Genomic DNA, 14,772 nt, shown 5'->3' on the forward strand with positions numbered 1-14,772 from the left:
GCCGCCCAAATTTGACTAAAGATCCGCTCGCCCGGAATATCTCGCAAATCCCCTGGAATCAATTCATGCACAAATTTTCGCAAAAATTCAAAACCGGCGTCTCCGTTGCCGCCGTGGTCGTCGTGCTGCTCGGCGTTTACAGCTACCGCAAGCTTCAGGCGCTGGCCGCCGATCCTAACGGGGAAAAGGATTGTGGCCCGGCGGTCGGCGGCGAGCAGGCGAAAATCGATCTGGAGCGGATCAAGGCGATAGCGCCGCTCAAGGACGTGAAATGGTCGCAGCTTGGCGGCAGCATCAATGATGCGAGCTGTCTCAACAAGACCGAAATCTACGGCGTGGTCGCGGTGCGCAGCGTCGAGGATATTGCGAAGACGCTGGCCTTTGCGCGCGACAACAAGCTCTCCGTCACCACCGCCGGCGTCCGCCACAGCATGGGCGGGCACGCCTTCCGCAAGGGCGGCATTGTGCTCGACATGCGCGGCTTCAACAAGATCGTGCTGAACGAGAGCGCGCGGTCGATCACCGTGCAGCCGGGCGCGACCTGGCACGACATCCAGAATGTCCTACATCCGCGCTTTGCGGTGCGCGCCATGCAGTCGACCGACATCTTCACCGTCGGCGGCTCGATCTCGGTCAATGCCCATGGCATGGACCATCAGGCCGGCGCGCTCGCGAAATCGATCAAGTCGATGAAGGTGATGCTGGCGGACGGTTCGCTGCGCACGGTATCATCGACCGAGAATGCGGATCTGTTCAACCTCGTGGTCGGCGGCTACGGCCTGTTCGGCGTGATCGTCGAGGCCGAGCTCGATATTGCCGACAACCTCGTCTACCAGACCGGCCGTCGCGTGATGGACTACAAGGAATTTCCGGCGCTGTTCGCCGGCGAGATCGAGAAGGACGCCAATATCGGCCTGATGTACGGCCATCTCTCGACCGCGCCGAGCACGTTCCTGAGGGAATTGCTGCTCTATACCTACACCAAAATCGACGGCACCGATTTCAAGCGCCAGCCGCTCGGCGAGGTCAGCGGCACCAAACTGCGGCGGCTGACCATCAACCTGTCCAAGCAAGGGCCGCTGTTTCAGGAAATAAAGTGGTTGTCGGAAAAGCACATCGAGCATCGGATGGAAAACTGCACGGTGACGCGCGCGCAAGCGATCGGATCGGCGGAGGCCTGTCTCGTCAACCGCAATGACCCCATGCACGATTCCGTGCCTTATTTGCGCAACTCGCTGCCTGACGACACCGACATCCTGCACGAATATTTCATCCCGCGCAGCCAGTTCGTCTCGTTTGTCGATGGCATGCGCAAGGTGCTGACCGACAACAAGACCAATCTGCTGAATGCATCGGTCCGCGTCGTACATCAGGAGAATAATTTCCTGACTTATTCGCCGGAGCCGGCGTTCTCGCTGGTGCTATACATCAACCAGACCACGGACGGCGAGGGCAACCGGCGGATGAAGAAGGCGACGGAAGAACTGATCGACCTCACCATCGCGCACAAGGGCCGGTTCTTCCTGCCTTACCAGCTCTACTATTCGAAAGACCAGTTGCAGCGCTCATACCCGGAGATCAGCGATTTCTTCGCAGCGAAACGGAAGTATGATCCGGGCGAGTTGTTCACCAATACGTTTTACCAGAAGTACGCGTCGTGATGCCTGTCTGCCATCCCGAGCATCGTGCATCGCTCAGCAAAGCGAGATGGTAATCATGGACATCACAAGAAATCGCGCAGCCTCGCAAGTTCAACGACGAGTTCGGCGGAGATTATTTTGGGGATCAAATCGCCCTGTGCGACGGTATGAATCTCGTAGAGATGACGTTGGCTGAGCGGTTGCTCCAGAAACTTGGTGATGCATTCATCCAAGGTGCCATCAAGCACCGAGTACGGGGCCGACCAAACAGCGCCTTTGACGCGTTCGTTGTTTTTCGAAGGCCATTTTTTTAGAACGGCAGGAGCATGAAAGTCCGTTTGAGCACTCCTTAAGGATTGGCTTCCTGGTTGGGAATGACAAAGGTCTGGCCGGGATAGATCAGGTTGGGATTGCGGATTTGCTCTCGGTTGGCCTTGTAAATCGTCGCATAGCGCGTGCCCGCGCCGAGGGTGGCCTGGCTGATGCGCCACAGGCTGTCACCGCGCGATACCGTGGTGGTCGTGATCTTCGGCACCACGACGCTGGAGGAGTTCGTGCCGTCCGGCAGGGTGGCAGCCGTGGCATCCGCCACCTGAGACTTCGGCAGGGCGACGGAATCTGGTTTGGAAGGTGAGGCGCGCGGCAGTACCGACGCGGTAACCACCGGGTCGGGCGCGTTGAACGGCACCTCGGCGCGTCCACGCACCACGCCGGACTTCGAATCCACCTCGTCCAGCCTTACGCGATAGTTCCCGGGGCCGATTCCTTCATTGATCGTGACGGCAAAGCGTCCGTCCGCCGCCGCCGTTACCGACGCAATAAAGCTGTCGTTGAGATAGAGCCGCACCGGAGCGCCTGAGCGTGCGCGGCCGCTCACATGGAATTTGCCGCCGGCCTCGATCTCGACCGCCTCCACAACCACCGCAGCGGTTTCCGGCTTCGCCTGGGCCGGCTGTGACATCACGACGGTAGGCTTGTTTGGCGTCATCAGGGCCACGACCGGCCGTTCCTTCAGGTTCGGCTCAAGCGCCACCGTCACGCTCTGCTTGGACACGATCTCTCTGCCGTCGGGCTGCTTGGCGCGCAACGTCAGATCGTAGGTGCCTGGCGGAAGCGGGCGCGGGATCATAACGAATTGTCCGGATTGATCCGCGACCGCGCGATCATGCAGTTCGCCATTGCGTAGCAGTTCCACGGTGACGCCCGGCGCCGCGCGTCCCGCGATCACAGCTTCGCCGGTCGGCTCGACGCGTGCGACGTCGAACGCCGGTCCGCCATCGCCGCTCTCGGGCGCGGCGATCGATCCGGCGAGTGCGGCCGCCACGGCGTTTGCCTCCGCCTGCACGCTTGCGAGTGCCGGCCCCTTAATGCGCTCGTCAGTGGCCGGTTTTGGCGCGACGCTTGCAGCCTTATCAGCAGTCGGCTCGCGCCCAATGTACTGCATGGCGACGATCGTTCCGATGCCAGTCGCCGCAACAAGCCCTATCAGGGGCACGACCAACCGGTTCATTGATGTCTTGATCATGGTCTTTAGCCCGTCGGCCGGAAGGTCGGCCCGCCACCACTATACAGATATTTCGGCCGGAATGGGTACTCAAGCCGAGAGATAACCCGCAGGCACAGAAGGGTTAAGCCGTCTAGGGCAGGCCGGCCAGGCTGGAACCCTGATCCCTCAAAGCTGCGCGGTGAACCGCTTCGGCGGCAGGCCGCTGCAGCCGCCCGCCTGTTCGGCGTCGAGCACCAAGAGCGCGCCGGCCGCGTAGAGACGGCCGACGAAATCGGCGTCGTCGGACCGCGCGATGGTGACATAGTTGTTCGACGCAAGAATGCGGCCGTTGGCCTTGGTGATGGTGCAGAAGCTGCGCCAGAAACCGAAGATGTGGCCAAGATAGTTGAAACGGCTTTCGCTGGAGCGGTCGAGGAAACGGCCGAAATCCTCGAAGGAGTAGACGATGTACCATTCGGGGAACGTGAAGAACGTGTTGTTCAGCTTGCGCCGGTAGCCGGGCTCATCGATCGCGGGCAGGGTGACGGCCGGCGCAATCGAGGTCGATGTGCTGGCCGCGGGCCGGCACGTGCCCTCGATATAGGCCAGTGGCAAAAGCACCGTCAGCGCAATCAGGATCGCGACGACAGCCAGGATGCGCCGCGGCCACTTAAGCATGAACGGCGTTCCGCGTCCGCGGCGCGAGCAGATAGCCGATCAGGATGGCCATGCCACCGAGGCCGAGATGCGGCGCGTTGGCGAAAAACCGCGTCGAGAGCGGCAGGTTGAGGACGCCGTTGATCAGGATGCCGAAGTCGAGATAGCCGCTGCCGGTGAGCAGGCCGAGTACGCCATCGGCAAAATAAAACACGCCGAACAATTGAAAAAACAATTCCGAGGCGCGGCGCGAGGTCATCGCCGCAATTGCGGCCCATAGCGCCGACACCAGATGCAGCCCATCGGCATACCAGGTGCGGCGAAACAGGCCGAAGATCATGTCATTGGCATCGATGAACGCCGGGATGTAGCCGGTGAGGATGACGAAGCCGAGCAGGGCGGCGTAGCCCCAGGCGCACGATCTAATGATGTCCATGATGTCTCCGGCCGGTTCGAATCTCGGTCCAGTCTAGAGTTTTCCAATCGTCTTGAGCAGGGCGTCGTTGAACAGGCCGGGGTCCTCGATTTGCGGAATGTGACCGAGCCCCGGCAGCAACGTCAGGTCCGTATCTGATGGCAGCAGCGTTCGCAGATCGTGGGCCTGCTCGACCGGGGTGATGGTGTCCTTGTCGCCCCACAGGATCGCGACGGGGACTTCCAGCTTCGCATACGCATTGCGGTCCGCGCTCGCGGCGTTGGTGTCGGAGCCGAGGAAATAATATAGCCAGTCGGCGATATCGCTCGTGCTGTCGCGCTGCGCCAGCGGCCGTTGCAGGATCGCGACATATTCCGGCAGCGCGCGCTCCTTCTTTGCGATCATCGATTGGAGCAGCATTTGCGTCGCGATCGGATTGGTGATGGTCAGCGACACCAGGATTTCGCGGATCCATTGCGGCTGGATCACCCAGGGCGCCGCCGATGGCGCTGCTGTCAATCCGAGCGCCGCATCGACTAGCACCAGGGCCCGCGCCCGATCCGGATATCGCATCACGAGTTCGGTCGCCGCACCGGCACCGAACGAATGACCGACGATGATGGCGGGCGGGGCCTCCAGCGTATCGAGCACGTCGTTGATCCGGGAAGCCTGGTCCTGCCGCGTATAGCTGCCGGGACGATCCGAGAATCCAAACGGCGGCAGGTCAAGCGCGATCACATGAAAGCCGGCCGCGGCCAGCACGTCGGTGGTATGCCGCCATAGCTCGCTCCACGCCGCCGTGCCGTGAAACAGGACCACCGGAATGCCATTCGCCGGACCCTTCTCCTGTACGAACACACCGCCCGAACGCGTCGGCACCAGATGGCCGGTCCCTGGCGCCAATTGGGCGCGCGTGCTGGTTTCGCGTATCGACGCCGCCATTCGAAATGAGGTGATCAGGAGGATTACCGACAGGAACAGGACCAGCAGGCCGTTGGCCGACCAGCGCAGGATGTTTGAAACCACAGGGCCTCGTAAATCGATCATCAAAAGGGGGGCGGGAACGGACCCGAGTTTTAGGGCAAGGCGAGTTGCTGGCGACTGAAAATACCGGACATGATCAGCGTCCGGTTAATTGCATGATAGGCGAGAAGATCTGGCACGACCGTGGGGGAGGTAGCCACAGCATTTCTTGTAGTCGGTCTTTCTTACCCTCCCCTGAAGGGCAGGGTCGGCTCGCATTGAGCGCAGCGAAATGCGAGATGGGGTGGGGTGATCTCTCCACTCGGGCACTGTTGGATGTGGAGAGACCGTCACCCCGCCCCGCCGCTCAATTCATGAGCGTCGACCCACGAGCGAGCTTCGCTCGTCTCGGACCCCTCCAGGGGAGGGCAAGTTACGGTACAACCTACTGACCGGACGGCGTCCGCAGGCCGTGCCAGGCGTCGCGCACCTGGTGATAGTGCACTTCCGGCAGGTAGTCCGGCGTGTTGAGGCCGAGATTCTTGACGTCGAGCCGGCCGATTGCGCTCAGCAACGTATAGGAGGCGATGACGCGGTCGCGCTGCGCGCCGATCAGCCGCGCCTTGGCCAGGATCAGGTCCTGCTGCGCGTTCAGCACGTCGACCGTAGTTCGCTGGCCGCCCGCCGCCTCTCGCTGTACGCCCTGCAGCGCGACGGTGGCAGCGCGCACTTCAGCTTCGGATGCCGTGACCGCAATCTTGGCACCTTCATTGGCGACCCAGGCGCCGACCGCGGCGGTGCGGGCCTGATTGCGGACCTGGTCCAGCACCTGCCGGCTTTGGGCTGCGATTTCCTTGGCTTGTCGGGTCTGCGAGGCGGCCATGCCGCCATCATAGATCGGCTGCGTGAGCTGGCCGGTCACGGAAGCCTGGTCGGTCCCCAGGGTGCCGAGCGTGGGGTCCGACTGCTTGCTACGGCTGGCGCTGCCTTGCAGCGTGATCGTCGGCATCAGGCTGCCTTCGGCGACGCGGATGGAAGTCGTGGCGACGTCGAAATCGAAGCTTGCCGCCATCACGGCGGGATGCCCGCGGAAGGCCTGCCCGGTGGCATCATCGCGGCTGCGCGGCAGCAGGCGGTCGACGGTGTCAGCGGGGCGGAGCAGGTTGGGCGCGTTGCCGATGACCTGGAGATAAGTCGCTTGGCTGACAGCCAGATTGACCTCAGCGGCATTCAAATCGGCGCGGCCCCGGCTCAGACGCGCCTCGGCCTGCGCAGCGTCGGTGGGCGTGACGTCGCCGGCATTCAGACGCTTCTGGGTGATGCCGAGCGTTTCCTGCAGAAACGCCACGTTGGCGCGCTGGGCTTCGACCAGCGATTGGTTGGCGAGAACGTTGGTGTAGACCGTGACCGCATCCAGCAGCACGCCCTGACCGACATTGCGCAGCGCCTCGCGACCCGCCTGCACCTGCAATTCCGCCACGCGTACACTGTTGGCGGTCCTGAAGCCGTTGAACAACGTCTGGGACACGGTCACGCCGATGGTCCAGGGCTTCAGGTTCGCCGACTGGACGGTGTTGTCGGGCAGCAGGTTGCGCACCGCCTGAAAGCCGGCGGAGAGAGTAGCGACGATCTGCGGCCGATAACCCGAAAGCGCTTGCGGCACGTTCTCGTCGGTGGCGCGCTGGCGGGCGCGTTCGGCATTGAGCGCGGGATTGGTCTGGTAGGCCTTGGCCAGCGCCTCGGGGAGGCTTTCACCACGCGCGGCTGGCGCGGCAAGCGCGAAGCAAGCCACAACAAGGCAAATGCCCGATCGAAGCAACCGTCTTTCAACGTAGCCAACCCTAGCGGCGCGCCTGGTCATTTGATTCCGTAGTCAACACAAGAACGTGAGCATGATCCGGAATGCCGGTTACCCGTCATGTCCGGATCATGCACTGTCCGTCCGCCCCCGCCGACATCCTCGGTTCGTCTACCTGTTTAGGGGGCACCATGGCCACAGGCAAACTGCCGCGCGACATCAGTACATTAATTCGGTGAAATCCGTGCTTGGCTGTTGCCCGTTCGTCACAGACGAATCTCCGGTGAAGATAGGCTATAGCTCTGGCGTCCGATTCCAGGACGGCTGCCTGCCAGCTACGCCCAGGTTCGCATTCGATGCCAAAGCTGTTTTCCGATCCCGAAGCGATCGCGGAGGATATCATCCGCGATGTCGGAACCAATCTCGTGGTTGGATTGCCGCTCGGGCTCGGCAAGGCGAACCACGTCGTCAACGCTCTGTATGCACGCGCACTGGCCGACCGTTCGATCAAGCTGACGTTATTTTCGGCACTGACGCTGGAAAAGCCGCGGCCCTCGAGCCTGCTCGAACAACGTTTCATCAGCCCGGTGATCGATCGCCTGTTTGGTGGTTATCCTGACCTCGCCTATGCGAATGCACTGCATGCCGGAGAACTGCCGCCCAACGTCAAGGTGATCGAGTTTTTCTTCCTGGCCGGCAAATGGCTGCACGTGCCGTTCGCGCAGCAGCATTACATCTCCGCGAACTATACCCATGCTGCATCGTATTTGCTGGCGCGCGGGCTCAATGTCGTCACGCCATTGGTGGCCAAGCGCGTCGTCGATGGCGCGACGCGTTACAGCCTGAGCTGCAACACCGACACAGCGCTTGATCTGCTGCGCGCCCGCGCCGAGGGGCGCGCTTCGTTCAAAGTGTTCGCGCAAGTCAATTCAGAACTGCCGTTCATGCCGGGTGCGGGCGATCTGCCAGGGGAAGAATTTTCCGCCGTGCTCGACAGCCCCGCGACGGATTTCCCGCTGTTCGCCCCGCCGGCCGAGCCGGTCAGCGACACCAAATACGCGATCGGGCTTCACGCCACTAGTCTCGTACCCGATGGCGGCACACTGCAGATCGGCATCGGGCAAGTCGGCGATGCGCTTGCGCGGGGGCTGATCGTCCGTCATCGGGACAGTGCGCAGTTCCGCGCCATCATGAAGCGGCTCGCGCCCGGCGTGGAGCCGATGGAGAGCGCGCCGTTCGCAAAGGGGCTGTATGGGGTCAGCGAAATGCTGATCGAGGCATTTCTCAGCCTGATCGAGGCTGATATTCTCAAGCGCGAGGTCGACGGCGTCGTGCTGCACGGCGCATTTTTCCTCGGGCCGAAATCGTTCTATCGCGCGTTGCGCGAGATGCCGCCCGAGCAACTCGCGCGCGTCCAGATGATGCCGGTATCGTTCACCAACGAGCTCTATGGCGACGAGGACGCCAAGCGCCGCGCGCGCATCGATGCCCGCTTCGTCAACAACGCGATGATGGCGACGCTGATGGGGGCGGCAGTCTCCGACGGTCTCGACAATGGCCAGGTCGTCAGCGGCGTCGGCGGCCAGTACAATTTCGTCGCGCAGGCGTTCGCGCTTCAAGGCGCACGCTCGGTCCTCACGCTGGAAGCGACGCGGCAGGCGGGCAGGAGGACGCACTCCAACATCCGCTGGAACTACGGTCACGAGACCATCCCGCGGCATCTGCGCGACGTGTTCGTCACCGAATACGGTGTTGCCGATGTCAGGGGCAAATCGGACGCCGAGACCATCGCGGCGATGCTCGCGGTGACGGATTCCCGTTTCCAGGATGAACTGGTGAAGATCGCCAAGGATGCCGGCAAGCTGCCGAAGGAGTTCGAAATTCCGCGCGCGCATCTCGAGAACTTTCCGGAGCGGATAGCGGATGCCTTGAAGCCTGCGCGCGAGGACGGACTGCTGCCGCCGTTTCCATTCGGTAGCGATTTTACTGAGGTCGAGCAGCGGCTGATACCGGCCTTGCAGTTGCTGCGGGAAGCGCAGCGGATGCCGCTGCTTCTACCCGGGTTGCTGTGGCAGGGGGTGACCCAGCCGCCGGATGCCTCGAACCGCGAATGCCTGGCGCGGTTAGGACTCGATCGCCCAACGACGTTTGCTGAACGGGGCTATCGCGCGCTGGTGAATGCGGCACTCGCGCGGAGTGGTACTATAACGAACGTCGTCCCTGCGAACGCAGGGACCCATAACCACAGGGCGTAGTTGCTTAGAGAAGATGTCTGCCCATCGTCGCTTCAACACGACGGCCGCGGCGTATCGGTCCCTGCGTTCGCAGGGACGACTGCGGAGAGAGCTCGGCGTTACCTGTTCTTGTTCACCGGCTTGCGCTTCTCGATGAACGCCGCCATGCCTTCGGCGCGGTCTTCCAGCGCGAAGGTCGAGTGGAACAGGTTGCGCTCGACATTCATGCCCTCCGACAGCGGCGTCTCGAACGCGCGGTTGATGGCTTCCTTGGCCATCGCGGCCGCGGGCCGCGACATCGAGGCGATCTTTTCCGCGGCCGAGAGCGCTTCTTCCATCAGTTTGTCGGCCGGCACGACGCGGCTGACGAGGCCGGAACGCTCCGCTTCGGCCGCATCCATCATGCGTCCGGTGAGGCAGAGATCCATCGCCTTGGACTTGCCGATCGCGCGCGTCAGCCGCTGGGTGCCGCCGATACCGGGGATGGTGCCGAGCGTGATTTCGGGCTGGCCGAATTTGGCGGTATCGGCGGCGATGATGATGTCGCACATCATGGCGAGCTCGCAGCCGCCGCCCAGCGCGTAGCCGCTGACGGCCGCAATCGTCGGTTTCCGGCAGGTGGCAACGCGGTCGCCGCCGATGGCGGTGAAATCGCTGGAGAACATGTCGATGAAGCTTTTCGGCTGCATCTCCTTGATGTCGGCGCCGGCGGCGAACGCCTTTTCGCTGCCGGTGAGCAGGATGCAGCCGATCTTGTCGTCGGCCTCAAGGTCGTCGACCGCGGCAGCGATTTCACGAAATACGCCGAACGACAGCGCGTTGAGCATTTTCGGCCGGTTCAGCGTAATGATGCCGACCGCGCCCTTGCTCTCGACAATGATGTTTTCGAACGTTGCCATGATCCACCCCGGGGTAGTCCTTTTCGCGGGCAATGTGCCCGCTGCCGGGGTGGGCTTCAAGTGGGCTGGAACGGATCCCGGATGCGGGGGCGCCGCGTCCGGTATGCCGACAGCTACGCCATGAACATACGCGCGGCCGAGGCCATCGTCAGCAGGGCGCCGAAGGCGATGAAGATCTTTCCGATCAGCGAGGTCTTGTCCAGGGTGGAACTCTCGTTGTTGACGGCTTGATCGGAGGCTTCCGATGCAGGTTTGGTCGAGGCCATCGCGACCGTCTGCGTGGCGGAGTCCTCGGGCAGGGTCGCCTGCAGCGCACGATCGACATCGTTGAGCTGGTCGGAGGCAACTACGGTAGCATCGGCCGGCGCCTCGGCGTCAGCCGGCTTGTCCGTCGCAGCTTGCAGGACGGTGTTGGCCTTCTCGGACATCGCCGCCGACATCCCCTTGGCGCTGTCGGCCGGCGCATCGGCTGCCGTCATTTGTGCGTTGGCGTTTGCGAGCCATTCAGGCATCCCGGGCGGAGTGCCGCCGCTCGCATCGGCGACCTGCTTTTCCTCAGGCTGCTTGTCCTCGACGGGTTTCGATGCCGCACGCGTGGATTTGCGATGGGCGGAGCGCTTCTTCAGGGAACGCGAACCCTGCTTGGCGGACTTCTCGGACGTCGCGCTTTCCGGTTTCGACACCGCGGCGTCGTCGGCGGGGGCCGCCGTCGCCGGCGATGGTGCTGCGAAACCCAACAAAAGCCCTGCCGCAAGAATGAAGGCCGACCCCGCGCTGGCTCGGATCGTCATGTGGAATCTCCCCATTGGCCGCCGCCCGGCGGCGAAATGAGACCCCCCAGGTGTCCACAGCACGGCGGAAAATAGGAATCTTCGGGCAACACCGGGCAAAAGCTGGGCAATGTCAGTCAGCCGACGTACTGGCGGGCATTTTGCCGACCGGAATTAGCAAGCTACGCCGGATGCGAGCCTGCGCAATCGATGTTATGAGCCTGCCATCGCGCAGCCGGTTGTCTCCCGATTCCTTTGGATAGGGAGCCAGCCCAAGCTGCCGACGGGGCCTTTGATCACGAGTTCGTGATTGGATTGTCCTGACGTAACAAATTGAAAGATCGAGCGAATTGCAGGGTAGGAGCGCGGGTGCGCGAACGGGATGACGAATGGACCGGCCTGATGCGGTCGGCCATTGCAGGCGATAGCTCGGCGTATCATCGCCTGCTCAAGGCCGTCACGCCCGTGCTCCGGGCCGCGGCGCGCCGCGGTCTGGCGCGGGCAGGGCAACCGGTCGATCAATCCGAGGACATCGTGCAGGACATTTTGCTGGCGGTCCATCTGAAGCGGCATACCTGGGATGTCACCGCCCCATTTGCCCCATGGCTGTTCGCGATCGCCCGCAACAAGCTGATCGATGCGCTGCGCCGCCGCGGCCGGCGCATTTTCGTCGATATTGACGATTTCGCCGAGACGCTGCCGGGCGAAGCGCCGGCCGAAACGGCTTCGCCAAGCGAGGTCGCTGCCCAGCTCCAGACGCTGCCGGCGCGGCAGCGCGAGGTGCTGCAGTCGATCGCGGTCGACAGCGCCTCGATCAAGGATACGGCCGCGAAATTTTCGATGAGCGAGGGCGCGGTGCGGGTGGCGCTGCACCGGGGGCTGACCAGCTTGACGGCGAAGTTGCGGGAAAATTGAGCATGGATACCGATCAGCTCATTCGAACGTTGGCGGCCGACAACGCGCACCGCGCGCGCCCGGTCGGCTTCGCGCTGATGCTGGCGCTCTTGGCCGCTGCACCGGTTTCGCTGTTGATGTTCTTCACCGAACTCGGCGTCAGGCCCGACGTGATGGCTGCAATGCGCAATCCGTTCTTCGACTTGAAGTTCGCGGTCACGCTGGCGCTCGCGATCTCGGCAATTGCCGTCAGCCTGCATCTGTCGCGACCCGAAGCATCGCTGCGCGGATTTGGTTGGCTGCTGCTGGCGCCGGTGGGAATTTTGACCGCTGGGATCGGCGGCGAAATGATAATGCCGCAACGGCTGCCGATGATGACGCGGCTGGTCGGCAAGAATTCGTGGGTCTGTCTGACGGCGATCCCGCTGATGTCGTTGCCGATCCTGGCCGGCGTGCTGCTCGGATTGCGTCACGGTGCCCCGTCGCGGCCTGCATTGGCGGGCGCCATCGCCGGACTATTGTCGGCGGGATTGGCGGCAACGCTCTATGCCTCGCATTGCACGGATGATTCACCGCTGTTCGTCGCGACCTGGTACACGATCGCGACCGCGCTGGTGACCGCGATCGGCGCGCTCGCCGGAGCGAAGCTGCTGAAATACTGAAGCAGGCTACGAACTTACGCCGGTAGGTTCTGCTGCATGCGATGGAAGCGCAGCACCTGCTGTGCCGTCGAAGGTCGCAACCGTTCATAGGTGTCCTTGCAGGCGGCAAGATCCGTCGGCTCCGCGCCGGACAGTTCGTCGCGCATCCTGATGATGGTCTTGACCGTCGACCATGACAGTCCTGCGACCTTCGCCAAAATCATCACGCCTTCGGCCCGGCTTTCGATCATCATGTTCTCGGCGATTGCGACCGGCACGTTGGCAAGCGCCGCAATCGAGGCGTTGGCCTCGTCGAATTTCCCGGCATCGGCAAACGACGCCACTTCGGATTCGTCGAGCCGGCCGTCCTCGTACAGGGACTTGACCAGCGCGTGCGCAATCTCAGTGTCCTTGGTGATATCAGAGGTCGCGGAGCGCGCGCGCCGCGTTGCCTCCTTGACCACGTTCGGCACCTCGGCCGCCTGCTGGGGATTGGCGGCCTCCAGCCGCTGCCGCACCGTATCGGAGGCCTTGGCGAGCAGTTTCAGGTAGAGATGCCGCGGCACGGACGGACGCATGCCGATGCAGGCGGTGAGATCGTCGTCGCCTTCGGCGCGGCTGACGAGGCGGGTAAAGCCGCGCTCGGTGAATTCCGCGCCGGGATTGTTGACGGTCGACTGGATCACCTGATCGTTGCCGCGCTGGACCAGCACCTCGGTAACCGCGCCGCTCAGCGTCTTGCGGGTCGAGATCGCCATCAAATGCGCCTGGCTCTTGCTGCGCGCATTCTCGATCAAGGTCTTGTCGTCGAGCCGCATCGATTGCGACAGCACAGGACCCGCCACCTCGATGACGTCGTCGAATGCAAGCGCGCGGATGGTGAGCGGCGGGGCAGTGTCGATCGGGGCGAGACGGTTGGCCAGCAGCATCTTGGCCGAGGTTTCGATGTGGTCGATCAGGCACTGGAAGACGTCGTCGAATAGCCCGACCTGCTCGTCCGAATAATCCACCGCGCCGTTGATGAAGAGATCGGTCACTCGACGGAGCGTCTCTACCCGGCGAGCGACGGTTCCGTGCGCAAGCGTGGACTGCAGCTCGTCGAGCAGGTTTCCGGGAGAAGGAGAGGTAGCGGTCTTCGAAATCATGACTCTGTCCTGGAGCAAAAAGCGGCGGAGCTTCTTCGCCGCCGGAGCTGAAATATGTCGGGTCAGGCGCTGGTAATCCGGTTACGTCCTTGCGCCTTGGCTGCATAAAGCGCGCTATCGGCGCGCGCGAGAAATGTGTCTGATGTTTCGTTCGGGTTCAGCGTTGCAACGCCTGCCGACATCGTCACCTTCATGCCCTGCGAGAATGCGCTCCAGTCGAGACCGGCAATAATGGCGCGCAACCGGTCGAGTGCGTGCATGGCTTGGTCGATGTCCATGTCGGGCAGCACCAGCAGGAATTCCTCGCCGCCATATCGGCCGAACCGGTCGATGCTGCGGATGTTGGCAAACATGGTGATCGAGAATGTCCGCAGCACCTCGTCGCCGGTCGGGTGACCGTAGGCGTCGTTGATGCGCTTGAACCAGTCGAGGTCGATCAGCGCGATCGAGCAGGGCGATCCGCTGCGGCTCGCGCGGGCAATCTCCTCCTCCAGCATCCGCATGATGCTGCGGCGGTTGGACGACCCGGTCAGTTCGTCGAGTTCGGCAAGCTCCTCGATCCGCTTGTACGCCGCCTTCAGTTCGAAGCTGCGGTCGTAGAGCATCTTGCGCATGGTAGAGCCATACAGTCCCACGAAGGCGCATTGTCCGATGGTGAGGACAAAGGAAAGCATGGCCGCGACGCGTTCGGTCTGGGTGGTAATCGGCAGGCCGATCGGGGTGCTGGCAAACAGGAAGATCGGCGCTAGGCCTACGATGGTGAGGGTCCAGGTGATGATCGCCTGCCGGGACGTCATTCGCAGCGCGCCGAATCCAAAGATGAGGAATACGACGCTCAGGAAGGCAAATCCGATCTGTGGCGCGGCCAGCAGAAAACAGAGCTGGAGCGCGACGTGGCCGGCGACCTGGAAGATCGTGAGATAATGGTCCTCGAACCGGTCGTTGAAGTGGGCTTCCGACAACACGACAAAGACCGACACCAATCCGATGCCGGAAAGGAAATAGGTCGATGGAATGATGATCGGGACGGTGCCGGCGTAGCAATAGACCAGCAGGACCGAGGTGATGAGCAAATAGCTGACGCCTTGCACGGCCAGCATCTGGCGGCGCTGGCCGGCCCGGCGCGTCAATACTTCCAGCGGCAGGCGGGCGACGCGCGCGGTCGCATTGTGGGAGCCTTGCTCCTGAAGCAATGATGCCGCGCTGCTCATGTCCCGCCGCTGTTGGTGA

At 62.8% G+C, this 14,772-nt stretch carries 13 protein-coding genes; 4 read left to right on the plus strand and 9 right to left on the minus strand.

Annotation, left to right across the window (positions count from 1 at the left end):
- The first annotated feature begins 65 nt into the window (after positions 1–65).
- Complete coding sequence (locus V1273_RS11915) at positions 66–1,661, plus strand: FAD-binding oxidoreductase (protein ID WP_334409720.1); 1,596 nt, start codon at positions 66–68, stop codon at positions 1,659–1,661.
- A 328-nt stretch (positions 1,662–1,989) separates the two neighbouring features.
- Here V1273_RS11915 and V1273_RS11920 read toward each other — a convergent pair whose 3' ends face one another.
- From V1273_RS11920 to V1273_RS11940, 5 genes are all read right to left on the minus strand, one after another.
- Positions 1,990–3,165, minus strand: coding sequence for a LysM peptidoglycan-binding domain-containing protein (locus V1273_RS11920; protein WP_334409721.1), 1,176 nt, complete (start codon positions 3,163–3,165; stop codon positions 1,990–1,992).
- A gap of 147 nt (positions 3,166–3,312) precedes the next feature.
- Positions 3,313–3,804 carry a hypothetical protein gene (locus tag V1273_RS11925; RefSeq protein WP_334409722.1) on the minus strand — a complete coding sequence of 164 codons (492 nt, stop codon included), beginning with the start codon at positions 3,802–3,804 and terminating at the stop codon, positions 3,313–3,315.
- The gene (locus V1273_RS11930) at positions 3,797–4,219 is read right to left on the minus strand and encodes a hypothetical protein (protein ID WP_334382968.1); all 423 of its coding nucleotides are present in this window, start codon (positions 4,217–4,219) and stop codon (positions 3,797–3,799) included. Before V1273_RS11930 ends, V1273_RS11925 begins: the two co-directional genes overlap by 8 nt.
- Before the next feature lie 33 nt (positions 4,220–4,252).
- Positions 4,253–5,224 carry an alpha/beta fold hydrolase gene (locus V1273_RS11935; protein ID WP_334367876.1) on the minus strand — a complete coding sequence of 324 codons (972 nt, stop codon included), beginning with the start codon at positions 5,222–5,224 and terminating at the stop codon, positions 4,253–4,255.
- Between the two features lie 382 nt (positions 5,225–5,606).
- Positions 5,607–7,022 (minus strand): TolC family outer membrane protein, encoded by a 1,416-nt coding sequence (locus V1273_RS11940; protein ID WP_334367877.1) that lies wholly within the window; start codon positions 7,020–7,022, stop codon positions 5,607–5,609.
- Between the two features lie 293 nt (positions 7,023–7,315).
- Between V1273_RS11940 and V1273_RS11945 the strand changes: the two genes are divergently transcribed.
- A complete protein-coding gene (locus tag V1273_RS11945) occupies positions 7,316–9,214 on the plus strand; it encodes an acetyl-CoA hydrolase/transferase C-terminal domain-containing protein (protein WP_334409723.1) in 1,899 nt (632 codons plus the stop codon).
- Between the two features lie 98 nt (positions 9,215–9,312).
- Here the strand turns inward: V1273_RS11945 and V1273_RS11950 are convergent, their stop codons facing one another.
- Positions 9,313–10,092 (minus strand): enoyl-CoA hydratase, encoded by a 780-nt coding sequence (locus tag V1273_RS11950; protein WP_334367879.1) that lies wholly within the window; start codon positions 10,090–10,092, stop codon positions 9,313–9,315.
- Between the two features lie 113 nt (positions 10,093–10,205).
- Positions 10,206–10,883 (minus strand): hypothetical protein, encoded by a 678-nt coding sequence (locus tag V1273_RS11955; protein ID WP_334382964.1) that lies wholly within the window; start codon positions 10,881–10,883, stop codon positions 10,206–10,208.
- Between the two features lie 348 nt (positions 10,884–11,231).
- On the opposite strand from V1273_RS11955, the gene V1273_RS11960 reads away from it, so the two are divergent.
- Positions 11,232–11,777: a sigma-70 family RNA polymerase sigma factor gene (locus tag V1273_RS11960; RefSeq protein ID WP_334367881.1), complete on the plus strand. Its 546-nt coding sequence runs from the start codon at positions 11,232–11,234 to the stop codon at positions 11,775–11,777.
- A 2-nt stretch (positions 11,778–11,779) separates the two neighbouring features.
- Complete coding sequence (locus tag V1273_RS11965) at positions 11,780–12,418, plus strand: DUF1109 domain-containing protein (protein WP_334382963.1); 639 nt, start codon at positions 11,780–11,782, stop codon at positions 12,416–12,418.
- Positions 12,419–12,432: 14 nt separating this feature from the next.
- Here the strand turns inward: V1273_RS11965 and V1273_RS11970 are convergent, their stop codons facing one another.
- A complete protein-coding gene (locus tag V1273_RS11970; protein ID WP_334409724.1) occupies positions 12,433–13,542 on the minus strand; it encodes a DUF2336 domain-containing protein in 1,110 nt (369 codons plus the stop codon).
- A 62-nt stretch (positions 13,543–13,604) separates the two neighbouring features.
- Complete coding sequence (locus tag V1273_RS11975) at positions 13,605–14,753, minus strand: GGDEF domain-containing protein (RefSeq protein WP_334382961.1); 1,149 nt, start codon at positions 14,751–14,753, stop codon at positions 13,605–13,607.
- Positions 14,754–14,772 lie beyond the last annotated feature (19 nt).

It is taken from the genome of Bradyrhizobium sp. AZCC 1721 (assembly GCF_036924715.1).
Taxonomy (GTDB): Bacteria; Pseudomonadota; Alphaproteobacteria; order Rhizobiales; family Xanthobacteraceae; genus Bradyrhizobium.